This window comes from Paraburkholderia sediminicola (genome assembly GCF_046026855.1).
GTDB classification, from domain to species: Bacteria; Pseudomonadota; Gammaproteobacteria; order Burkholderiales; family Burkholderiaceae; genus Paraburkholderia; species Paraburkholderia sediminicola_A.
On the sequence record NZ_JAQQET010000008.1, the window covers coordinates 201702 to 222738 of the forward strand.

Below are 21037 nucleotides of genomic sequence, written 5' to 3' on the forward strand. Positions count from 1 at the left end.
TTCCTCGCGCGCCCATATCTAACGTTTAGCTTACAATCGGTCGCCGCGATCATGCGGCGCAGATATGAACCCGCGTTAGGGCAAGGAGTTGCAGACATGTTCAATTGGGTCAAAACCGCGATGTTGATGGCCGCGATCACTGCCCTTTTCATCGTGATCGGCGGGATGATCGGCGGGTCGCGCGGCATGATGATCGCGCTCGTGATCGCCCTTGGGATGAATTTCTTTTCGTACTGGTTCTCGGACAAGATGGTCCTGCGCATGTACAACGCGCAGGAAGTCGACGAAAACAGTGCGCCGCAGTTCTACCGCATGGTGCGCGAACTCTCCACGCGCGCTAATCTTCCGATGCCGCGCGTCTACCTGATCAACGAAGACGCGCCGAACGCGTTCGCCACCGGCCGTAATCCGGAGCATGCGGCCGTCGCCGCCACCACCGGCATCTTGCGCGTGCTGTCCGAGCGCGAAATGCGCGGCGTGATGGCGCACGAACTGGCGCACGTGAAGCACCGCGACATCCTGATCTCCACGGTTTCGGCGACAATGGCCGGCGCTATTTCCGCACTGGCGAATTTCGCGATGTTTTTCGGCAGCCGCGACGAAAACGGCCGTTCGACGAACCCGATAGCCGGCATCGCTGTCGCGTTGCTCGCGCCGATCGCCGGTGCGCTGATCCAGATGGCGATTTCGCGCGCGCGTGAATTCGAAGCGGACCGTGGCGGCGCGCAGATTTCCGGCGACCCGCAGGCGCTCGCCTCGGCGCTCGACAAGATCCATCGTTACGCGAGCGGGATTCCCTTCCCCGCGGCCGAGCAGCATCCGGCCACCGCGCAGATGATGATTATGAATCCGCTGTCGGGTGGCGGCGTCGCGAAGCTGTTCTCGACGCACCCGGCCACCGAGGAACGCGTCGCGCGTTTGATGGAAATGGCGCGCACGGGGCGCTTCGAGTAAAAAACAGCGCTACGTGGCGTGAAGAAAGGCGAGTCTGCGGGCTCGCCTTTCTTGTTTGAGCGCGGGGGATTTAGGCTAGTAGCGGCGCGCCTGGCTACGGCCAATGCGGGGCCTTTTCGCCTCAGGTGCAGTTCGCGTTGCGTCGCTTGCCCTCCTCGGCAGGTCCTTGCCCTATTGCTTGCAGCACCCGTTGCTGCGACTAAGGCCGTGGGCTGTCATTCGCCCTCGGCGGCCCCAGTCCCGGGCCACGCTACAATGTGTGCTGTTTGCGTCGCGCGCACCGCGTGGCCTGCTTTTGCCTTTTTCATGACTCCAAAGCCTTCTTCGCGTTCTGCTTCCCCATCGGCGCATCCGCGCGAATCCCGGTTGTCGATGCTGCATCTCGCGCCCGAGTCGCTCGGTTTCGCGCTCGACTGCGCGGGCCAGGTGGTCGGGGCCGTGCGCCTTGGCGCGGCCTTGCCGGCGGCGCTGCAATCTGTGTTCGTCTGCTCGGCTGAGGGGAGTGCCGCCGCTGCGCGCGGCGCAGTGCAGGACATCGCGTATCGCACCATGCGGCGTCTGGCGACCGCCGAGTGGCTGATCGCGAAGCTGGTGAAAAAGGCGCCGCCGCCCCATGTCGGGCATGTGCTTGCCTGCGCGTTCGCCTTGCTCGTCGACGATGAAGCGAACGCCGCCTATGCGCCGTTCACGGTCGTCGATCAGGCGGTGGGCGCCATCGCCGCGCGTCGTGAGTTTGCGTTCGCAAAGGGCCTCGTCAACGCCGTGCTGCGCAATTTCCTGCGCGAGCGCGAGGCGCTGCTGGACGCAGCGCAAGCCGACGAAGTCGCGCGTTGGAACTACCCGATGTGGTGGATCGATGCGGTCAAAAACGCATGGCCCGAGGCATGGCAAGCGGTGCTCGCGTCCGGAAATACGCAAGGTCCGCTGACGCTGCGCGTGAACGCACGCCGCTCGACGGTCGACGCCTATCTGCAAGTGCTGCAGGACCATCACATCCCTGCGAGCAAAGCCGGCGAGTATGCCGTCATGCTTGCTACGCCGATGCCGGTCGACCGCATCCCCGGCTTCAACGACGGTGTTGTGTCCGTGCAGGACGCCGGCGCGCAGCTTGCCGCGCAACTGCTCGACGTGCGTGACGGCATGCGCGTGCTCGACGCGTGCGCGGCGCCTGGCGGCAAAACCGGCCACCTGCTCGAACTCGCCAACCTGCAGCTCGTGGCGCTTGAAAGCGACGTGTCGCGCGCGCGCCGCATCGGTGAAAATCTGCGGCGGCTCAAGCTCGAAGCGGAAGTGCGTATCGGCGACGCGGGTGCGCCGGCAAAATGGCACGACGACATCGACCAGCCGTTCGATCGCATTCTGGTCGACGTGCCGTGCTCGGCCTCGGGCATCGTGCGGCGCCATCCGGATATTCGCTGGCTGCGCCGCGCGTCGGATATTCCCGCGCTGGTCGCCGGGCAGCGCCGCATTCTCGACGCGCTATGGCCGCTCGTGAAGCCGGGCGGCGAGTTGCTCTACGTTACGTGCTCGATCTTTCCCGAAGAAGGCGAGTTGCAGGCGCAGTGGTTTGGAAACAAGTATCAGGATGCGGTACGATTGGACGCGCCGGGGCAACTTTTACCCTCAGCTGCCCGCGCGCCCGCCGACACATCGGCCGGTTCCCATGCCGGACACGCCGCTGAAGATAGCGCCGGCTCGAACTCAGACCACGACGGATTTTTCTACGCGCGCTTCCAGAAACGGTGACCATCAAACGCTTCTTCCCGCTTCGGCTCGCTGCCGTGTTCTGGATCGTGCTGGCCATGTGGCTCACCGCACCAGGCGCGGCATATGCCGATTCGATCGCGGTGCAGCGCGCGTCGCTGCAATCGGACAACACCGGCTGGAGCCTTGACGCACGTTTCGACTTCGACCTGAACAGCAATCTCGAAGACGCCGTCAACAAAGGCATTCCGCTGTACTTCACAACGGACTTCGAACTGAGCCGGCCGCGCTGGTACTGGTTCGACGAGCAGCCGGTGAGCGTGTCGCAGAGCATTCGCCTCTCATTCCAGCCGCTCACACGTGAGTATCGTGTCTCGAGCGTATCGTCGGGTGGGTTGCAGCTCGGCTTTACCACGCTGAAAGACGCGCTCGCGGTGATCAAGCACATCACGTCGTGGCATGTCATCGACCGCAACCAGGTGCATGCCGGGGAGACGTACACGGCGTCGGTGCGCACGCAACTCGACATCGCGCTGATGCCCAAGCCGTTCCAGATCGACGCGGTGAACAACCGCGACTGGAACCTCTCGTCCGAGTGGAAGCGCTTTACCTTCACGGTGACCGAACGTGCTAAATAGAGTGCGCCGAGCCACCAGCGTCAGCAGCATCGTCGTGCGCGTGCTGGTGTCCACGGTCGCCGTGACGGCCGTGCTGCTGCTCGTGCTGCTTGCAGCGGCGAGTGCGAACACCGAATTCTTCGACCGCTATTACCAGTGGCTGTATGCGGCCAACCTCGCGGTCGCGATGATCTTTTTGCTGGTGGTGGCGACGCTCGTCATCATCATCATTGCCCGGCTTCGAAAAGGTAAGTTCGGCACGCGGCTGTTAGCGAAACTCGCGTTTTTTATGGCGCTGGTTGGTGTGGTGCCGGGCGGCATCATTTACGTCGTCTCGTACCAGTTCGTGTCGCGCAGTATCGAATCGTGGTTCGACGTGAATGTCGAAACCGCATTGACCTCGGGCCTGAATTTGGGCCGCGGCATGCTCGACGCGTCGCTGTCCGATCTGCAGACCAAGGGCCGCTTGATGTCCGAGCAACTGGCGAGCGCGGACGCCGCCGGTACGACGCTCACGCTCCTGCGTTTGCGCGATCAGTTCGGCGTGCAGGATGCGACGATCGTCGAACCCACGCGCAGCATGTCGGGCGCGACGCCGGATATGCATGTGGTCGCGCAGGCATCCGGCAATTACGCCACGCTTGTGCCGAACGACCTGCCCACGCCGCTGATGATCGATCAGGCGCGCGGCCGCGGCTATGCGGCGATCGAAGGAGAAGTCGACGGCGATCCGCATGCGCATGGCAGCAAGGGTGTGCTGCGGCTGCGCATCGTGCAGCGCATTCCCGATTCGAATGCGTCGCTGTTGCAGCCCACTGAACGCTTTCTGCAACTCACGCAGCCGGTGTCGCCGTCGCTCGCGCGTAATGCCGACGCGGTGCAGCGAGCCTATCGCGAGTATCAGGAAAAGGCGCTGGGCCGCACCGGCTTGCGCAAGATGTACATCGGCACGCTGACGCTTGCGCTGTTCCTTGCCACCTTCATTGCGATGATGCTGGCGCTCGCGCTGGGCAATCAGCTCGCGCGGCCGTTGTTCCTGCTCGCGCAAGGCACCAAGGAGGTGACGGAGGGCGATTACACGCCAAAGCGCGAAATCAAGTCGCGTGACGAACTGGGCTTCCTTACGCAGTCGTTCAATGCGATGACGCGGCAGTTGTCCGAAGCGCGCGCGGCGGTCGAGAACAACCGCATCGCGCTCGAGCATTCGAAGGCCTATCTGGAAAGCATTCTTGCGAACCTGACCGCGGGTGTGTTCGTATTCGACCGGCAGTTCCGTCTCACCACCGCGAACCGCGGCGCCGAGCGCATCTTCCGCCAGCAGTTCCAGGAAGTGCTGGGTTCGGCGCTAGAGCAGATTGGCGTATTGATCGAATTCGGCGGGATGGTGCGCAAGGCGTTTGCCGATCGCGAAGCCGCGAGCGGTGACGGTCACGACGACCGCGGCCACTGGCAGCAGCAGTTCTCGGTGCAGGTGCCGGGCGAAACCGAGCCGCTCACCTTGCTTGTGCGCGGCGCGCGTCTTGTGTCCGCCACTGATCGCGATGCGGAAGATATGCAGACCTCCGGCTACGTCGTCGTGTTCGACGATATTTCGGACGTGATCTCCGCGCAGCGTTCGATCGCCTGGGGCGAAGTGGCGCGGCGTCTCGCGCACGAGATCAAGAACCCGCTCACGCCGATCCAGCTCTCCGCCGAGCGTTTGCAGATGAAGCTCGCTGACAAGCTGTCGCCATCGGATGCCGATGTGTTGAAGCGCGGCGCGACCACCATCGTCAACCAGGTCGCGGCGATGAAGCAGATGGTCGACAATTTCCGCGACTATGCGCGCACACCGCCGGCGGTGCTGGCGCATCTGCAACTGAACGAACTGGTCAGCGAAGTGCTGACGTTGTACGGTATCGAGGAAGGCAAGGGCGCGATTCAGGTGGAACTCGCGGACTTGCCGGCGATTCGCGGCGACGCCACGCAATTGCGTCAGGTGATTCACAACTTGCTGCAGAATGCGCAGGATGCCGTGGCCGACGTCGAACAACCACGTGTGTTGCTCGAGACGAGGACAGTAGAATACGGAGACCCCGACGCTGAAGGCAAAGTACGCGTCGCGGTGCGTCTGACAGTGTCGGATAACGGACCGGGCTTTCCCGCGCGTATCCTCACACGTGCATTCGAACCTTACGTGACGACCAAGGCCAAAGGTACAGGTCTCGGTCTCGCGATGGTCAAGAAGATCGTCGACGAACACGGCGCGCGGATCGACATTCGCAACCGCATGAAAGCGGGCGATGTGATTGAAGGCGCGCAGATCTCGATCCTCTTCCTTCAACTGGCAGACGATGCCGCGGCACCTGGAGCAGGGCCGCGGGCGGCGCATGGCAATGCGGCGCAGGGAATGACAAAAGCAACAGTGCAGACAAGGGCAGCGTAAATGGCAACCATCCTGGTGGTAGATGATGAAATGGGCATCCGGGAATTGCTCTCGGAGATCCTGAGCGACGAGGGGCATGTCGTGGAAGCTGCGGAAAATGCGCAGGAAGCGCGCGAATTCCGCTTGCGCCAGGCGCCGGACCTGGTGCTGCTCGACATCTGGATGCCCGATACCGACGGCGTGACCCTGCTCAAGGAGTGGGCCGCGCAAGGGCAACTGACCATGCCGGTGATCATGATGTCCGGTCATGCAACCATCGATACGGCGGTCGAAGCGACCAAAATCGGCGCCCTCAATTTTCTCGAGAAGCCGATCGCGTTGCAGAAACTGCTGAAGGCGGTCGAGCAGGGCCTCGCTCGCGGCAACGCGGCGGCCGGTGCGCCGGGCGGCGCGGCGGCGAAGCCGGCGTTGCCGGTCAGCGCTTCCGCAGTGGCCTCGGCGGCTGCGTTGCCGATGCTGTCGTCGGATGGCATGGGCAGCGGCGCGTTGGCTGCGCAAACGGCGTCGATTTCATTCGACATTCCGTTGCGCGACGCGCGCGATGCGTTCGAGCGCGCTTACTTCGAATATCACCTCGCGCGCGAGAATGGCAGCATGACGCGCGTTGCGGAGAAGACCGGGCTGGAGCGTACGCACTTGTATCGCAAGCTCAAGCAGCTCGGCGTCGATCTTGGCAAGAACAAAGGGGAGTGAACGGCGCGCCGTGCGTGCAGGTCCGGGCCGCCAGATTTTTTCGAGAAGGGGCTTGCCGCACTGCTGACCCTTTGATATCATTTCGTTCTTCGTTGGCCCGGTAGCTCAGTTGGTAGAGCAGCGGATTGAAAATCCGCGTGTCGATGGTTCGATTCCGTCCCAGGCCACCAGGATTCAGCCCCAGGAAATCGCAAGATTCCTGGGGCTTTTCCTTTTTCTGACAGGCATTCGCGGCAGTGGGGCTTGCTTGCCGTGGCGGTAGGGCGTGCTCGGCGGCGTTTGGCATCGCGTGATAAAATCGCGCCAGTTCAAGGACTTGCATGCGAGCGCGCGGTCGAGGTTCGGCTGGTATGCCACCGCGCTAAACACGTCTTTTCGCATCCTGAAGCTGGACCTTCTGCGCACTTTGCCGCAAGACAGCGAGGCCGCAACAGGCGCCGAACCCTTCGCCCGACGATTAACGGTATAAGCGCCCAGCGACTCTGCATGTGGAAGGCGCGGCCTATACTGCTTTGGGCCGGCAGCAGTGCCGGCACGCGTCGCGCCGCGTTGCTTGCATGGCGCACTTCGCGCAGCGCGACGTGGCACTCATCATTCACGGAGTTTCACGGTGATCCGCAAAGACGCTAAACGTAGCGCTCTGGTGCTGTTTTCCGGCGGCCAGGATTCCGCCACGTGCCTCGCCTGGGCCCTCGAACGTTATGAAACGGTCGAAACGCTAGGCTTCGATTACGGTCAACGGCACCGCGTCGAGCTCGAATGTCGCGAAGGGTTTCGCAACGCAGTCGTACAGGCATTTCCTGCATGGGCCGACCGGCTCGGCGAAGATCACATGGTCGATCTGTCAGTACTCGGTTCGATCAGCGACACCGCGATGACGCGCGAAATCGAGATTCACGCCACTGCCAACGGTTTGCCGAATACGTTCGTGCCTGGCCGCAATCTGATGTTCATGACGATCGCGGCGGCCATCGCGTATCGGCGTGGTTTGCAAGTGCTGGTCGGCGGGATGTGCGAGACGGACTTTTCGGGCTACCCCGATTGCCGCGACGACACGATGAAAGCGTTGCAGGTCGCGCTGAACCTCGGCATGGACACGCGCTTCCTGCTCGAAACGCCGTTGATGTGGCTCGACAAGGCCGACACGTGGCGTCTCGCACATGAGCTTGGCGGTGACGAACTCGTCGAGCTGGTGCGCGTCGAAACGCATACCTGCTATGTTGGCGAGCGCGCCGAACTGCATGCATGGGGCTTTGGCTGCGGCGAATGCCCGGCGTGCCGCTTGCGCAAGCGGGGCTATGAAGCCTATCTGGCCGGCGAAAAGGTCACCGAACCAGTCTGACGGTTTGACACGCACTGACGCTGGCGCATCGCGCAAACGGTGCGCCAGCGGGCAATCATTTTCAGGAATACAAGGCAGAAAGCAGCATGACGTACGCGGTCAAGGAAATCTTCTACACATTGCAGGGCGAGGGCGCGAATGCCGGTCGTCCGGCCGTGTTCTGCCGGTTCGCCGGCTGCAATCTGTGGTCGGGCCGCGAAGAAGATCGTGCGGAGGCGGTATGCCGCTTCTGCGATACGGACTTCGTCGGTACTGACGGCGAGAACGGCGGCAAGTACCGCACCGCCGAAGAACTGGTGCAGATGATCGCGTCGCAATGGCCGGAAGGCGAAGGCGAGCGTTTCGTGGTCTGCACTGGCGGTGAACCGATGCTGCAGATCGACCAGCCGTTCGTCGACGCGCTGCATGCCGCCGGCTTTGAAATCGCCATCGAGACTAACGGCTCGCTGCCGGTGCTCGAGACGATCGACTGGATCTGCGTGAGCCCGAAGGCCGACGCGCCGCTCGTCGTCACCAAAGGCAACGAATTGAAGGTCGTGATTCCGCAGGACAACCAGCGGTTGTCCGAGTATGCGAAGCTCGACTTCGAGTATTTCCTCGTCCAGCCGATGGACGGCCCGTCGCGCGAGCTCAACACGAAGCTCGCGATCGACTGGTGCAAACGCCATCCGCAATGGCGCCTGTCGATGCAGACCCACAAGTATCTGAACATTCCCTGATTTGCCGTGCTGACGATTACACGAAAACTCGAATTCGACGCGGGCCACCGCATCCCCGATCACCGCAGCCAGTGCCGTAATCTGCACGGCCATCGCTACGTGCTCGAAATCACGCTGCAAGGCGATCTGGTCGACACCGAAGGCGCGCCGGATCGCGGCATGGTGATGGACTTCGCCGACGTGAAGTCGCTCGCCGTCGAGCATCTGGTCGATAAGTGGGACCACGCGTTTCTCGTCTACGAAGGCGATACGCAGGTGCGCGGCTTTCTGGAAACGATGGCGGGGCACAAGACGGTCGTGCTCGATCGCATCCCCACCGTCGAAAATCTCGCCGCCGTCGCGTTCGACATCCTCGCGAACGTTTACGACGCGCATTACGGCGTGAATCTGCGTCTGCATAAGGTGCGTCTGTTCGAGACACCGAACTGCTGGGCCGACGTCGTTCGCGACTAAACGCCGGGTCAACCTCGTGGCCTAACCCCCACGTTATTGTCACGGTATGATCGCTCCGATAACCACACGGAGCGAGACATGCCGGTCACCGCATTGCGTCGCAGCAGGCATTCAGGCCGTCATGGCCCTGGCGTTGAGCTGTTCCGCCACGTCAGCACCCTCAACCGTGTTTCAGGCGCTGTATCTCAGCGCCAGGGAGCGCGGCAATGAGTACCTTCACGAATCCCCTCAAGCAACGTCTGAAAGAGGCCGATCCGCTGTTCGGCTTATGGCTTTCGCTCGGCAGCGATTCCTCGGCCGAGGCGCTCGCGCACGCCGGTTTTGACTGGCTGCTGATCGACATGGAGCATGCGCCTAACGATAGCGGCGATGTCACGTCGCAATTGCGCGCGATCGCCGCAGCGCATCTGCCTAGCGAGCCGGTCGTGCGCGTGCCCGCCAGCGAAGCGTGGCTCGTCAAGCGTGTGCTGGACGCCGGCGCGCGCACGCTGATGTTCCCGAATATCGAATCCGCCGAGGAGGCGGCACACGCCGTGCGTCTGACGCAGTATCCGACCGCCGATGCGCTTGACGGTCAGCGTGGCGTCGCCGGCGCGGTGCGGGCGGCTGCGTACGGCATGCGGCGCGACTACGTGCAGAGCGCCAACGCACAGATCGCAAGCATCGTGCAGATCGAGTCGGCGCGCGGCTTGCAGGAAGTGGAGAAGATTGCGGCGACGCCGGGCGTCGATTGCCTGTTTGTCGGACCGGCCGATCTCGCGGCGAGCCTCGGTCACCTTGGCGATTCGAAACATGCCGAGGTGCAGGCCGCGATGGCGCGCATCGTTAGCGCCGCCGACAAGGCCGGTATCGCCACGGGAATTTTTGCTATGGATGTCGCGAGTGCAAAGCAGCATCGTGATGCCGGTTTTCGTTTTATCGCCTTGGCCGCCGACGTCATGTGGATGTTGCGCGCGACCCGCCAGGCGTTGCAGGAGGTGAGGACATGAAGGGGATGGTGCAGTGCGTCGTGGTGCGCCTGGCGGTCACAGCGGCCTTGATGGCGAATGTGACGGCGTATGCGCAGGACAGCCGCGTCGCGAAGTCGAACGATCCGGAGACGCAAACCGCGGTCGCCGATTACAACGCCGGCAATCTGGGCGCAGCGCTTGCCGAGTTCCGTAAAGCCGCGGAGCGCGGCAGCCGGCTTGCCGAGTTCAACTACGCGATGATGCTGCTCAACGGTGAGGGCACCGCAGCCAATGTCGACGAAGGCAAGAAGTGGTTGCGCAAAGCCGCCGACGCCAACATGTCGCACGCGCAGTATGTCTACGGGAAGATGTACGACGACGGCGAGTTCGTCGGGCGTGATCCGGTCGAGGCGCATCGGTGGTTCCTGAAGGCCGCGCGGCAGGGGCACATACAGGCGGAACTCGCGCTGGCCAACCAGTTCCTCGATGGCCGCGGCACTCCGCGCGATAACCAGCAGGCGTTCGTCTGGTACAAGAAGGCCGCGCAAGGCGGCGATATGACCGCGCAGTACGTCGCCGGCTCGTTCTACGAACGCGGTGGCGACGGCGTGGACAAGAACCTGAACGTGGCGCGCGCGTATTACGCGGCAGCCGCCGCACAGGGTGACCCGGCGGCGAAACTCAAGTATCAGCAACTGAGCGCGCAACTGCGGGATCAGAAGGAAGTGAAGCCGCAGTAGATGAAAAAGGGGCGCTCCTGACGTGTACCGCACCCCAAAAGTTGGACACGTGTCCGTGCTTTTGAGGAACAGTTCTGACGGTACGCCCCTTTTGTTTATTCGGCCTTCGTTCCGTGGTCCGCTTTCGCGGATCGGCTACGGCCGTTTCGAGGAAGCCGGATCGTCGTTTCGTTGTGGACGACCGATGGGACTTCTTTTAGCGGAAGGGTTTTTGATTTTGCACCCTGCTGCGTTCATCTCCGCAGTCTAAGTCCTGCTCGCTCTAACTCTGCATCAACCGCTTCTGCCGCGCGATGCTCATGATGAGGCCAATCGCAACCCCCAGCGTAGTCAGCGCGGTGCCGCCGTAACTCATGAATGGCAACGGCACGCCCACCACCGGCAAGATCCCGCTCACCATGCCGATGTTGACGAACGCGTAGGTGAAGAACGCCATCGTCAACGATCCGGCCAGTAGCCGCCCAAACAGCGTCGCCCCGTTGGCCGCGATATACAAACCGCGCGCGATCAGCAGCATATAAAGCGTGAGCAGCACGATCCCGCCCGCCAGCCCGAATTCCTCGGAAAACACCGCGAAGATGAAGTCGGTGTGCTTCTCGGGGATGAACTCCAGATGCGCCTGGGTACCCTTGAGCCAGCCCTTGCCGAGCGGGCCACCCGAGCCGATTGCAATCACCGCCTGGATCGTGTGGAAACCCTTGCCGAGTGGATCGGACGTCGGATCGAGCAGCGTACAGATACGGTGCTTCTGATAATCGTGCATCAGCGGCCACTGCACTTCCGGCTGACAGATCTTGTCCTGGAACGCCGCGATCGAGCCAACCGCGATCACGCCGGCAATCAGTACCGGCACGATCAGCCTGAAACTCAGCCCCGCGAAGTAAATCACGAAGAAGCCCGCCGCGAACACCAGCACGGCGGTGCCAAGGTCAGGCTGCTTGGCGATCAAAGCGACCGGCACAATCAGGATCACGAAGCCAACCAGGAAGTCGTACCAGCGCATTACGCCTTCGCGGCGCTGGTAGTACCAGGCGAGCATCAGCGGTGTGGCGATCTTCAGAATTTCCGACGGCTGGATCACCACGCCGACGTTGATCCAGCGCTTGGCACCCTTGCGCGTGAGGCCGAACAGCGCCACCGCAACGAGTAACGCGATCCCGAACGTATAGAGCGGGACCGCGAAACGCATCAGCGTGGTGGGTGGCACGTTGGCCAGCGCCCACATCAGCACGAACGTCAGCATGATGTTGCGCAGTTGGTCTTCCACCCGGCCGGGCATGTCCAGCGTCGCGCTGTATAGCGTGACGATGCCGACGCACAGCAGCAGAAACACGATCAGGGCGAGCGGCCGGTCGAAGCCCACGAACATCCGCTTGATGCGGTCGAGCCAGGCGCGCTTGTCGAATTGCATGCCTTTCTCCTTACTCGTCGATGCCGCCGGAAACCGGCTGGCGTGGCGACGTAGGCTGAATGCCGTCATCCCGCGACGGGGCGGCGGCGGTAGGCGCCGGCTCGCTGCTCGGGCGGGGTTTGTGCGGGACGCCGGATTTACGCGGCGTTGGGTTCTTTGCAGCGGCAGAGGCAGACGCGGGTGTGGCGACAGCGGTCGACGCGCCGGATGCACCCGCCGCAGCCGTAGGTGTCGATGCAGCGGACGGAGCCGATGCGGCCGCGGCAACAGAAGCCGCCGCCGCGGCCGAGGCGGCGCCCGGCATCGGCAGTGCCGTGAAGCCCGCTGCGACCTTAACCGGTTGTGCCGCGTCCTGTGGCGTCGGTGCGCCACCCACTTCAGGCGCTGACGCATCCTGCGTCGCCGAGGCCGCTGCTGCGACAGCTGCCGCCTCAGCGCCGGGCTTGTTCTTGCCGACCAGGTAGTAATCGAGCACACGACGTGCGATCGGACCGGCCGCTTCCGCGCCCCAGCCACCGTTTTCGACGATCAGCGCAATCGCGATCTTTGGCTGTTCGGCAGGCGCGAACGCAATGAACAACGCGTGGTCGCGCAGATGTTCGGCGATCGCGTGGCCTTTGTAGTTTGCGCCTTGCAACGAATACACCTGTGCCGTGCCGGTCTTGGCGGCGGCCAGATACGGTGCCCCAATGAATACCTTCGACGCCGTACCGTTGGTCACGACGCCTTCCATCGCGCGCTTGATGATGTCGATGTCCGATTGCTTCACGGCAATCTTGTCGCTCGGATCGCGTACGACCGGGCGCGTATCTTTCGTAATCGGATTCTCGATGTCGCGCACGAGGTGCGGCTTCATCACGACGCCGTTGTTCGCGAGCGTGGCGGTGGCATGGGCGAGTTGGAGAATGGTGAACGAGTTGTAGCCCTGGCCGATGCCCAGACTGATCGTTTCGCCTTCATACCAGCGCTGCTGCTCGGGCTTGCGGTACGCCTTGCGCTTCCAGTCCGTCGACGGCAGGATGCCGCGCGCTTCGCCCGAAATGTCGATGCCGGTGATCTGGCCGAAGCCCCACGGCTTCATGAAGCCGGCGATCGCGTTGACGCCGAGATCGTGCGCGAGCATGTAGAAATACGTGTCGTTCGACACCACGATCGCGCGGTTCATGTCGACCCAGCCCTGGCCGGAGCGCACGTCGTTGCGGAACGTATGGCCACCGAACGTGTACGAGCCCGGATCCTGGAAACCCCAGCCCGGCGTGCGCTTATGGAGCGTCAGGGCGGCGAGCGCCATGAACGGCTTGTAGGTCGAGCCGGGTGGGTAGGTGCCGTGCAGCGGGCGGTTCAGGAGCGGATGGTCGGGCGAGTTGTTGAGCTCGTCCCAGGTCTGCTGATCGATGCCGTCGACAAACGAATTCGGATCGAAGCTCGGCGCCGACACGAACGCGAGCACGTCGCCGGTTGCCGGTTCGATCGCGACCAGCGCCCCGCGGCGACCCGCAAACGCCTGTTCGGCGACCTGCTGCAGGCCGATGTCGATCGATAGTTCGAGGTTATTGCCCGGCGTTGCCTGGGTGCGTGACAGCGTGCGCACGGGCCGGCCGCCCGCAGTTACTTCGACTTCCTCAAAACCGGTCTGGCCGTGCAGTTCCGTTTCATAGCTCTGCTCGACGCCGATTTTGCCGATGTAGTCCGTACCCTTGTAGTTGTTCGCGTCGAGGCGCGGATCGTAGTGGTCCGGATCGCTGTCGTTCTGATCGCTGGCGTCGTCGATACGGTCCTGATCGCGCTGTGAAATCCGGCCGATATAGCCGATCACGTGCGCCGCGGTCGGTCCGAGCGGGTATTGGCGGAACAGGCGCGCGCGCACTTCCACGCCCGGAAAGCGGAAGCGTTGCGCAGTGAAGCGCGCGACTTCGTCGTCGGTGAGACGGGTGCGGATCGGCAGGCTCTCGAAATTCTTCGAGTCTTCCTGCAGTTTCTTGAAGCGGCGGCGGTCGCGAGCATCGATCGAGACCACGGTGGCCAGGTTGTCGATCACGTTTTCGAGCGTGTCGTTCAGCTTCGACGGTGTGATTTCGAGCGTATACGCCGAGTAGTTCTTGGCCAGCACCACCCCGTTACGGTCGGTGATGATGCCCCGGTTCGGCACGATCGGGGCGACCGAGATGCGGTTTTCGTCGGCTTGCAGCGAGTACTTGCTGTAATGCCAGACTTGCAGGACCAGGAAGCGGAAGCCGATCAGCCCGAAGCAGACGAACACGAACACGCCCGCTGCCGCGACCCGCAGGCGGAACTTCGAGAGCTGTTGCTGAGTGTCCTTGAATTCGGTCATGCGATTTTGCAAAAAGCCGTCTGACGGCCATCATGAGTGTGCGCCCAATCCGGCCGGAGCCAGGAGGCATGAACAGCGATGCGCGTCGAGCGGGCCGGGTACCTGGGTTCCATCGGAACGAACGGCCGGCGCGCTCGATAGGTGATTAAATCGGCCGCGTATCGTCCGGATCGGCAGGACGGCGCTGCGGCATCAACAGCAGCATGCTGGCGACCGGCCAGAGCGCGGCTTCGACAAAGCCGTCGATCAGGTAACTCCAGCCCGGAAACGCCGCGCCCGTCAGCAGACGGATCACGAACGGCACCAGCTGCGCAATGACCAGCAGCGGCATCACCGCGAAGGTCTGCACGCCGAGCGACATCCACAGCACGCGGCGATGGATCGTAATCGCGCCGTACGACAACAACGTATACGCCAGCGCGTGTTCGCCGAGCAGGCTGGCGTTATGCACGTCCATCAGCATGCCGAGAAAGAACGCGATGCCCATGCCGACTTTGCGCGGCTGGTGCACGTTCCAGAACAGCAGCACGAGCGCCACGAAGTCCGGCACACCGGCGAGGCGCCCCCACGGCATCAGGTTCAGCAGGAACGCCGCGGCGAGGCTGAACGCGATGAAGTACGGATTGACCGGCTGCAGGATGTATTGCGGACGGTTCATGGCTGGGTCCCCGGCGTGGCGTGCGGCTTCGCGCTCTTGTCTGCGGCCGGTTTCTTCTCGGCGGTGGCCTTCTTCTCCGCCGCGGCGGGCTTGGCGGGCGTTTTCTCGGCGGGTTTGGCGGCCGGCTTTTCAGCAGGCTTCGCAGATTTATCCGCCGCGGCCTTGCTGTCCGCGGGTTTGCCACCCTTTTTCGCTTTGGCGTCTTTCGCGGCCGTGGCCGCATCGGGCTCTTCCGCTGGACGCGGCGGCACATTATTCACATAGTGCAGCACCAGTAACTGACGCGCGCCGCGCACGGGTGCAACCGGCAAGCAGATCACGCGCGCGAACGCCGTATCGGCCTGTTTGTCGACCCGCACGACCTTGGCGACCGGCAACCCCGGCGGGTAAACGCCGTCGAGCCCGCTCGTGACCAGTTCGTCGCCGGTTTGTACGTCGGCGCTGATCGGCACGAAGCGCAGATCGAGCGTATCGCCCTTCGGCGTGCCGTAAATTACGCTGCGCAACCCGGTGCGCACGATCTGTACGGGCACCGCCTGGTCTTTGTCGGTGAGCAGCGTGACTTCGGCTTGCAGCGGGAACACGCGCGTAACCTGACCGATCACGCCGTCTTCATTGACGACTGGTGAACCGTCCTGGACGCCTTGCTGCGCACCGCGGCCGATCACGACCTTCTGCGTGAACGGATCGCGCGTGTCGTACTGGATTTCAGCGGGCAGTGATTGCGTGGTCGAGCGTTGCGAGAGTTGCAGCAGCGCGCGCAAATGGGTGTTTTCGGCGGCTAGTTCGGCGGCCGTATTGGCTTGCTGCGAGAGCTGAAGATCTTTGGTGCGCAGCGTGTCATTCTCGTGGCGCAATGTGGCGCTGGTCACGGCCAGGTCGGCAGCGCCCATGAAGATGTCGCGCGGCACGAGGGCTGCGCGTTGCAACGGATAAAGACCCGCGCCGAGCACGCCGCGAACGATTTCGAGCGTCTTGAAGCGTGCATCGGAGATCAGCAGGGCGAGCGCCAGCACGACGAAAAACACCAGCCGTGCGAGAGCGGACGGGCCTTGCTTGAACAGGGGCGGCGGACTGTATTCCATGGTCGGCGCCGGGGGCGTGAGCGGTTGGGTGAGACGGCGGCGCGCGAGGGACGCGCGTTCAGCGCGCGGAGGCTGGCAGGCCCAGCCAACGGCAAACCGGCCCACGAGGGGCCGTTTGCCTGATCCGCGCTACTGACATGGAGACGGGCTCGCTTACTCGTACGAGAAGATGCTGCCCAGCTTGTCCATGCGTTCGAGCGCCATGCCCGAGCCGCGCACAACGCAGGTCAGCGGGTCTTCGGCGACGAGCACCGGCAGGCCGGTTTCTTCGGCGAGCAGACGGTCCAGATCGCGCAGCAGTGCGCCACCACCCGTAAGCATCATGCCGCGCTCGGCGATATCCGCACCCAGTTCCGGCGGCGTTTGTTCGAGCGCGATCTTCACCGATGACACGATCTGGTTCAGCGGATCGGTGAGGGCTTCGAGAATTTCGTTGCTGGAAATCGTGAAGCTGCGCGGAATGCCTTCCGACAGGTTACGGCCCTTCACTTCCATTTCCTTGACTTCGGAACCCGGGAACGCGGAGCCGATTTCTTTCTTGATGGCTTCGGCGGTTTGCTCGCCGATCAGCATGCCGTAGTTGCGGCGGATATAGTTGACGATGGCTTCGTCGAACTTGTCTCCGCCTACGCGCACCGAACCCTTGTACACAATGCCGCCGAGCGAGATCACGCCGACTTCAGTCGTGCCGCCGCCGATGTCGACGACCATCGAGCCCGTTGCTTCCGAAACCGGCAGACCGGCGCCGATTGCAGCGGCCATGGGTTCTTCAATGAGGTAAACCTGCGAAGCGCCGGCACCGTGCGCCGCTTCTTTGATCGCGCGACGCTCGACCTGGGTCGAACCGCACGGCACGCAAATGATGATGCGCGGTGACGGCGAGAACATGCGCGATTCGTGAGCAGTTTTGATGAACTGCTTGATCATCTGTTCGGTGACGGTGAAGTCGGCGATCACGCCGTCTTTCATCGGGCGGATCGCCTCAATGTTGCCCGGCACCTTGCCAAGCATCTGCTTGGCTTCCTTGCCGACTGCCTGAATGGTTTTCTTACCGTTGGGACCGCCTTCCTGGCGGATCGAGACCACCGACGGTTCATCAAGGACGATACCCTTGCCACGCATATAGATAAGCGTGTTGGCAGTGCCGAGGTCAATCGCCAGATCGTTGGAGAAGTAGCTGCGCAAAAAGCCGAACATTCAAAATCCTGTCTCGCTTGGGGCCGGGCCTCGCAAAGTATGCGCAGGGCGGCAGCGGAAAAAATAACAGCTTCAACCGGGCGGAAGCGGCGCCACAGGAACTTGAAGCTGCGAGGGAGTCTACCGGAGGCCGGAGCAAGGCCTGGTCAGAAAAATCCGAACTATCTTTGGGAATTGTTCAGAAAGGCCTTGTTAAGTCGGTCCGGGTTTGGGTCGAACGCGTAATGATACCTTATAATTTTGGATGTTTTGAAGGAAACGGAAGGCACTTTTTGCCACCGCTGGCCCCTTTTTTCGAGGCCTTCCTCCAGTGTCGTAACCCGCTGTCGCAGCGTTGTTTTCCCCCGCTGCGGCGGTCCACCACATTTTCCGGTGACTGCATGGCTCTGACCCTGACCGATGTTAAACGCATCGCGCACCTCGCGCGACTCGAACTGGCCGACGCCGACGCTGAGCACACGCTTGTCCAGCTCAACGATTTTTTCGGCCTTGTCGAGCAAATGCAGGCGGTCGATACCACCGGCATTGCCCCGCTTGCCCATCCGATCGAGCAGATCGAAGACGTCGCGCTGCGCCTGCGTGACGACGCGGTGACCGAAACGGTCGAACGCGAAGCTTTCCAGCGCCCGGCGCCGGCCGTTCAGGACGGCCTGTACCTGGTGCCGAAGGTGATCGAGTAAGACCCGCGAATAAAGCTCAGGATAAAACGCAATGCATGAAAAAAGCTTGACCGAACTGCGCGCCGCACTGGCGGCCAAGGAATGCTCCGCAGTCGAACTGGCGCAGCTGTATCTGAAGCGGATCGAAGCGGCCAACAGCCTGAACGCGTTCATTCAGGTCGACCCGGAGCTCACGCTCGCGCAGGCGAAAGCCGCGGACGCGCTGCTGCATACCGGCCACGCCGGCCCGCTGGTCGGCCTGCCGATCGCGCACAAAGACGTGTTCGTCACCAAGGGCTGGCGCTCCACCGCCGGCTCGAAGATGCTGTCGAACTACGAGAGTCCGTTCGACGCGACGGTTGTCGCGCGCCTGCAGAGCGCCGGCATGGTGTGCGTGGGCAAGACCAATATGGACGAGTTCGCGATGGGCTCATCCAACGAGAATTCGTACTTTGGTCCCGTGCAGAATCCGTGGGATCGTAAGGCTGTGCCGGGCGGTTCATCGGGCGGCTCGGCGGCTGCGGTTGCTGCGCGCCTCGCGCCCGCTGCAACCGGCACGGATACCGGCGGCTCGATCCGTCAGCCGGCGTCGTTCTCCGGCATCACCGGCATCAAGCCGACATACGGGCGCGTCTCGCGTTACGGGATGATCGCGTTCGCGTCGTCGCTGGATCAAGGCGGACCGATGGCCCAAAACGCCGCGGATTGCGCGACGCTGCTCAACGCCATGGCCGGTTTCGACGAACGCGATTCGACCAGCCTGACGCGTGAAGACGAAGACTTCACGCGTCACATCGGCAAGCCGTGGAAAGACGGCGGCGCTGACAAACCGCTCGCCGGCTTGCGTATTGGCCTGCCGAAAGAGTACTTTGGTGAAGGCCTCGCCGACGACGTGCGCGCCTCGATCGACGCTGCGCTGAAGCAGTACGAAGCGTTGGGTGCAACGCTGGTGGAAGTCTCACTGCCGAAAACCGAACTGTCGATCCCGGTGTACTACGTGATCGCGCCGGCGGAAGCTTCGTCGAACCTGTCGCGTTTCGACGGCGTTCGTTTCGGCCATCGCGCGTCGGAATACCGCGATCTGCTCGACATGTACAAGAAGTCGCGTGCAGAAGGTTTCGGCCCGGAAGTGAAGCGCCGCATTCTGGTGGGCGCGTATGTGTTGTCGCACGGCTATTACGACGCGTACTACCTGCAGGCGCAAAAGATTCGCCGCATCATCGCGCAGGATTTCCAGGAAGCGTTCAAGCAGTGCGACGTGATCATGGGACCGGTCGCGCCGTCGGTGGCATGGGACCTCGGCGCAAAGGGCGACGACCCGGTGCAGATGTATCTGGCCGACATCTACACGCTGTCGGTGAGCCTTGCCGGCTTGCCGGGCATGAGCGTGCCGTGCGGCTTCGGCGCGGGCGCGAATGCGCAGCGTCCGGTGGGTCTGCAGATCATCGGCAACTATTTCAATGAAGCCCGGATGCTGCAAGTGGCCGACGCGTTCCAGCGCGCGACCGACTGGCATCGTCAAGCACCGGCAGGAGTGTGAGCACCATGGCCAAGCAATGGGAAGTCGTGATCGGTCTGGAGACCCACGCGCAACTGTCGACCGTTTCGAAGATTTTTTCGGGTGCCCCCACGCAATTCGGCGCGGCACCCAACACGCAAGCATGCCCCGTCGATCTGGCATTGCCGGGCACGCTGCCGGTGATGAACCGTGGCGCTGTCGAGCGCGCGATTCAATTCGGCCTCGCAATCGGCTCGACCATCGCGTCGCGCAGCATTTTCGCGCGCAAGAACTACTTTTACCCCGATCTGCCGAAGGGCTATCAGATCAGCCAGTACGAAATACCCGTCGTGCAGGGCGGCCAGGTGACGATTCAGGTCCCGGCTAACGAAAAGGCGGGCAAGGAAGCGTACGAGAAGGTCGTCAACCTGACGCGCGCTCACCTCGAAGAAGACGCGGGCAAGTCGCTGCACGAAGACTTTGCAGGCATGACCGGCATCGACCTGAATCGCGCCGGCACACCGCTGCTCGAAATCGTCACTGAGCCGGAAATGCGCAGCGCGGCGGAAGCGGTTGCGTATGCCAAGACGCTGCACACGCTGGTCACGTGGCTGGGCATCTGCGACGGCAACATGCAGGAAGGCTCGTTCCGTTGCGACGCGAACGTATCGGTGCGGCCGGTCGGTCAGGCCGAATTCGGCACGCGTGCCGAGATCAAGAACCTGAACTCGTTCCGCTTCCTCGAAGAAGCGATCCAGTACGAAGTGCGTCGTCAGATCGAATTGATCGAAGACGGCGGCACGGTAGTGCAGGAAACGCGTCTGTACGATCCGGACAAGCGCGAAACGCGTTCGATGCGCAGCAAGGAAGACGCGCACGATTACCGTTATTTCCCCGACCCCGATCTGATGCCGCTGGTGATCGACGCGGCATGGGTCGAGCGCGTGAAGAGCGAGATGCCGGAACTGCCGGAAGCGATTCAACAGCGCTTCGTCACGCAATACGGCCTGACGCCGTACGACGCCAATGGGTTGACGTCGAGCAAGGCCATGGCCGCTTACTACGAAGCCGTTGTGCTCAAGGTCGGCCCGGCTCAGGCCAAGGTCGCGGCTAACTGGCTGATGGGTGAAGTGTCGTCGCAACTGAATCGCGAAGGCGTGGATTTTGCCGATAGCCCGGTTTCGTCGGCGCAACTCGCGCTGCTGCTGCAACGTATCGCCGACGGCACGATCTCGAACAAGATCGCCAAGGAAATTTTCCTCGCGATCTGGGAAGAGAAGGCCACCGACGAAGCCGCCGCCGATCGCATCATCGAAGCGAAGGGTTTGAAGCAGATTTCGGACACCGGCGCGTTGGAAGCGATCATCGACGAAGTGCTCGCCGCGAACCAGAAGTCGGTTGAGGAATTTCGCGCCGGCAAGGAAAAGGCGTTCAACGCATTGATCGGCCAGGCGATGAAAGCGACCAAGGGCAAGGCCAATCCGGCGCAGGTGAACGAACTGCTCAAGAAGAAGCTGTCCTGAGTTGACGCTGAGTTAAAGCTCAGTTGAAAAACCACGGCCGAAGCGAGAGCTTCTGCCATTACGGGCTGTTGCCGGAA

18 protein-coding genes and 1 tRNA gene are annotated in these 21037 nt (G+C 62.7%); 14 read left to right on the forward strand and 5 right to left on the reverse strand.

The features are described from left to right. Nucleotides 1-96 precede the first annotated feature (96 nt). From htpX to PQR40_RS11540, 11 genes are all read left to right on the forward strand, one after another. On the forward strand, nt 97-954 hold the full coding sequence (htpX, locus tag PQR40_RS11490; RefSeq protein WP_408236925.1) for a zinc metalloprotease HtpX: 858 nt from the start codon (nt 97-99) through the stop codon (nt 952-954). 306 nt (nt 955-1260) lie between these two features. Further along, nucleotides 1261-2700: a 16S rRNA (cytosine(967)-C(5))-methyltransferase RsmB gene (rsmB, locus tag PQR40_RS11495; RefSeq protein ID WP_408509034.1), complete on the forward strand. Its 1440-nt coding sequence runs from the start codon at nt 1261-1263 to the stop codon at nt 2698-2700. Beyond that, nucleotides 2697-3296, forward strand: a complete 600-nt coding sequence (locus PQR40_RS11500) for a DUF4390 domain-containing protein (RefSeq protein ID WP_408236919.1) — start codon at nt 2697-2699, stop codon at nt 3294-3296. The genes rsmB and PQR40_RS11500 overlap by 4 nt, the downstream gene beginning before the upstream one ends. Further along, nucleotides 3286-5700 (forward strand): sensor histidine kinase, encoded by a 2415-nt coding sequence (locus tag PQR40_RS11505; protein WP_408236916.1) that lies wholly within the window; start codon nt 3286-3288, stop codon nt 5698-5700. Before PQR40_RS11500 ends, PQR40_RS11505 begins: the two co-directional genes overlap by 11 nt. After that, nucleotides 5701-6393: a response regulator transcription factor EsaR gene (gene esaR / locus PQR40_RS11510; protein ID WP_408236913.1), complete on the forward strand. Its 693-nt coding sequence runs from the start codon at nt 5701-5703 to the stop codon at nt 6391-6393. A gap of 94 nt (nt 6394-6487) precedes the next feature. After that, nucleotides 6488-6563 (forward strand) — tRNA-Phe (locus tag PQR40_RS11515). Nucleotides 6564-7003: 440 nt separating this feature from the next. After that, nucleotides 7004-7735, forward strand: a complete 732-nt coding sequence (gene queC / locus PQR40_RS11520) for a 7-cyano-7-deazaguanine synthase QueC (RefSeq protein ID WP_408509035.1) — start codon at nt 7004-7006, stop codon at nt 7733-7735. An 86-nt stretch (nt 7736-7821) separates the two neighbouring features. Beyond that, nucleotides 7822-8454, forward strand: a complete 633-nt coding sequence (queE, locus tag PQR40_RS11525) for a 7-carboxy-7-deazaguanine synthase (protein WP_408509036.1) — start codon at nt 7822-7824, stop codon at nt 8452-8454. Between the two features lie 9 nt (nt 8455-8463). Continuing rightward, a complete protein-coding gene (gene queD, locus PQR40_RS11530) occupies nt 8464-8907 on the forward strand; it encodes a 6-carboxytetrahydropterin synthase QueD (RefSeq protein ID WP_093634683.1) in 444 nt (147 codons plus the stop codon). Nucleotides 8908-9113: 206 nt separating this feature from the next. Further along, a complete protein-coding gene (locus tag PQR40_RS11535) occupies nt 9114-9896 on the forward strand; it encodes an HpcH/HpaI aldolase family protein (protein WP_408337323.1) in 783 nt (260 codons plus the stop codon). Beyond that, entirely contained in the window at nt 9893-10597 is a 705-nt protein-coding gene (locus tag PQR40_RS11540) for a tetratricopeptide repeat protein (protein ID WP_408509037.1), read from the forward strand. Before PQR40_RS11535 ends, PQR40_RS11540 begins: the two co-directional genes overlap by 4 nt. A gap of 262 nt (nt 10598-10859) precedes the next feature. Here the strand turns inward: PQR40_RS11540 and rodA are convergent, their stop codons facing one another. The 5 genes from rodA to PQR40_RS11565 all read right to left on the reverse strand — a co-directional run bounded on the left by rodA (nt 10860) and on the right by PQR40_RS11565 (nt 17280). Then, nucleotides 10860-12008: a rod shape-determining protein RodA gene (rodA, locus tag PQR40_RS11545; protein WP_408236899.1), complete on the reverse strand. Its 1149-nt coding sequence runs from the start codon at nt 12006-12008 to the stop codon at nt 10860-10862. 10 nt (nt 12009-12018) lie between these two features. Next, a complete protein-coding gene (gene mrdA / locus PQR40_RS11550; RefSeq protein ID WP_408509038.1) occupies nt 12019-14340 on the reverse strand; it encodes a penicillin-binding protein 2 in 2322 nt (773 codons plus the stop codon). A 145-nt stretch (nt 14341-14485) separates the two neighbouring features. Further along, on the reverse strand, nt 14486-14998 hold the full coding sequence (gene mreD / locus PQR40_RS11555; RefSeq protein WP_408236893.1) for a rod shape-determining protein MreD: 513 nt from the start codon (nt 14996-14998) through the stop codon (nt 14486-14488). Next, complete coding sequence (mreC, locus tag PQR40_RS11560) at nt 14995-16083, reverse strand: rod shape-determining protein MreC (RefSeq protein WP_408236890.1); 1089 nt, start codon at nt 16081-16083, stop codon at nt 14995-14997. The genes mreD and mreC overlap by 4 nt, the downstream gene beginning before the upstream one ends. A gap of 153 nt (nt 16084-16236) precedes the next feature. Further along, complete coding sequence (locus PQR40_RS11565; RefSeq protein ID WP_004189550.1) at nt 16237-17280, reverse strand: rod shape-determining protein; 1044 nt, start codon at nt 17278-17280, stop codon at nt 16237-16239. 380 nt (nt 17281-17660) lie between these two features. On the opposite strand from PQR40_RS11565, the gene gatC reads away from it, so the two are divergent. The 3 genes from gatC to gatB are packed head-to-tail and all read left to right on the forward strand — an operon-like array spanning nt 17661 to nt 20960. Then, nucleotides 17661-17960 carry an Asp-tRNA(Asn)/Glu-tRNA(Gln) amidotransferase subunit GatC gene (gene gatC, locus PQR40_RS11570; protein WP_095417749.1) on the forward strand — a complete coding sequence of 100 codons (300 nt, stop codon included), beginning with the start codon at nt 17661-17663 and terminating at the stop codon, nt 17958-17960. A gap of 31 nt (nt 17961-17991) precedes the next feature. Continuing rightward, nucleotides 17992-19479, forward strand: a complete 1488-nt coding sequence (gene gatA, locus PQR40_RS11575) for an Asp-tRNA(Asn)/Glu-tRNA(Gln) amidotransferase subunit GatA (protein WP_408236884.1) — start codon at nt 17992-17994, stop codon at nt 19477-19479. 5 nt (nt 19480-19484) lie between these two features. Next, the gene (gene gatB, locus PQR40_RS11580) at nt 19485-20960 is read left to right on the forward strand and encodes an Asp-tRNA(Asn)/Glu-tRNA(Gln) amidotransferase subunit GatB (RefSeq protein ID WP_408484157.1); all 1476 of its coding nucleotides are present in this window, start codon (nt 19485-19487) and stop codon (nt 20958-20960) included. Nucleotides 20961-21037 lie beyond the last annotated feature (77 nt).

What these genes read in the sequence shown, in the direction of transcription:
- mrdA (WP_408509038.1), bottom strand. Translation starts at nt 14,340, where the DNA reads ATGACCGAATTCAAGGACACTCAGCAACAGCTCTCGAAGTTCCGCCTG.
- PQR40_RS11535 (WP_408337323.1), top strand. Translation starts at nt 9,114, where the DNA reads ATGAGTACCTTCACGAATCCCCTCAAGCAACGTCTGAAAGAGGCCGAT.
- gatA (WP_408236884.1), top strand. Translation starts at nt 17,992, where the DNA reads ATGCATGAAAAAAGCTTGACCGAACTGCGCGCCGCACTGGCGGCCAAG.
- gatC (WP_095417749.1), top strand. Translation starts at nt 17,661, where the DNA reads ATGGCTCTGACCCTGACCGATGTTAAACGCATCGCGCACCTCGCGCGA.
- mreD (WP_408236893.1), bottom strand. Translation starts at nt 14,998, where the DNA reads ATGAACCGTCCGCAATACATCCTGCAGCCGGTCAATCCGTACTTCATC.
- rsmB (WP_408509034.1), top strand. Translation starts at nt 1,261, where the DNA reads ATGACTCCAAAGCCTTCTTCGCGTTCTGCTTCCCCATCGGCGCATCCG.
- rodA (WP_408236899.1), bottom strand. Translation starts at nt 12,008, where the DNA reads ATGCAATTCGACAAGCGCGCCTGGCTCGACCGCATCAAGCGGATGTTC.
- mreC (WP_408236890.1), bottom strand. Translation starts at nt 16,083, where the DNA reads ATGGAATACAGTCCGCCGCCCCTGTTCAAGCAAGGCCCGTCCGCTCTC.
- PQR40_RS11540 (WP_408509037.1), top strand. Translation starts at nt 9,893, where the DNA reads ATGAAGGGGATGGTGCAGTGCGTCGTGGTGCGCCTGGCGGTCACAGCG.
- htpX (WP_408236925.1), top strand. Translation starts at nt 97, where the DNA reads ATGTTCAATTGGGTCAAAACCGCGATGTTGATGGCCGCGATCACTGCC.
- gatB (WP_408484157.1), top strand. Translation starts at nt 19,485, where the DNA reads ATGGCCAAGCAATGGGAAGTCGTGATCGGTCTGGAGACCCACGCGCAA.
- esaR (WP_408236913.1), top strand. Translation starts at nt 5,701, where the DNA reads ATGGCAACCATCCTGGTGGTAGATGATGAAATGGGCATCCGGGAATTG.
- queE (WP_408509036.1), top strand. Translation starts at nt 7,822, where the DNA reads ATGACGTACGCGGTCAAGGAAATCTTCTACACATTGCAGGGCGAGGGC.
- PQR40_RS11565 (WP_004189550.1), bottom strand. Translation starts at nt 17,280, where the DNA reads ATGTTCGGCTTTTTGCGCAGCTACTTCTCCAACGATCTGGCGATTGAC.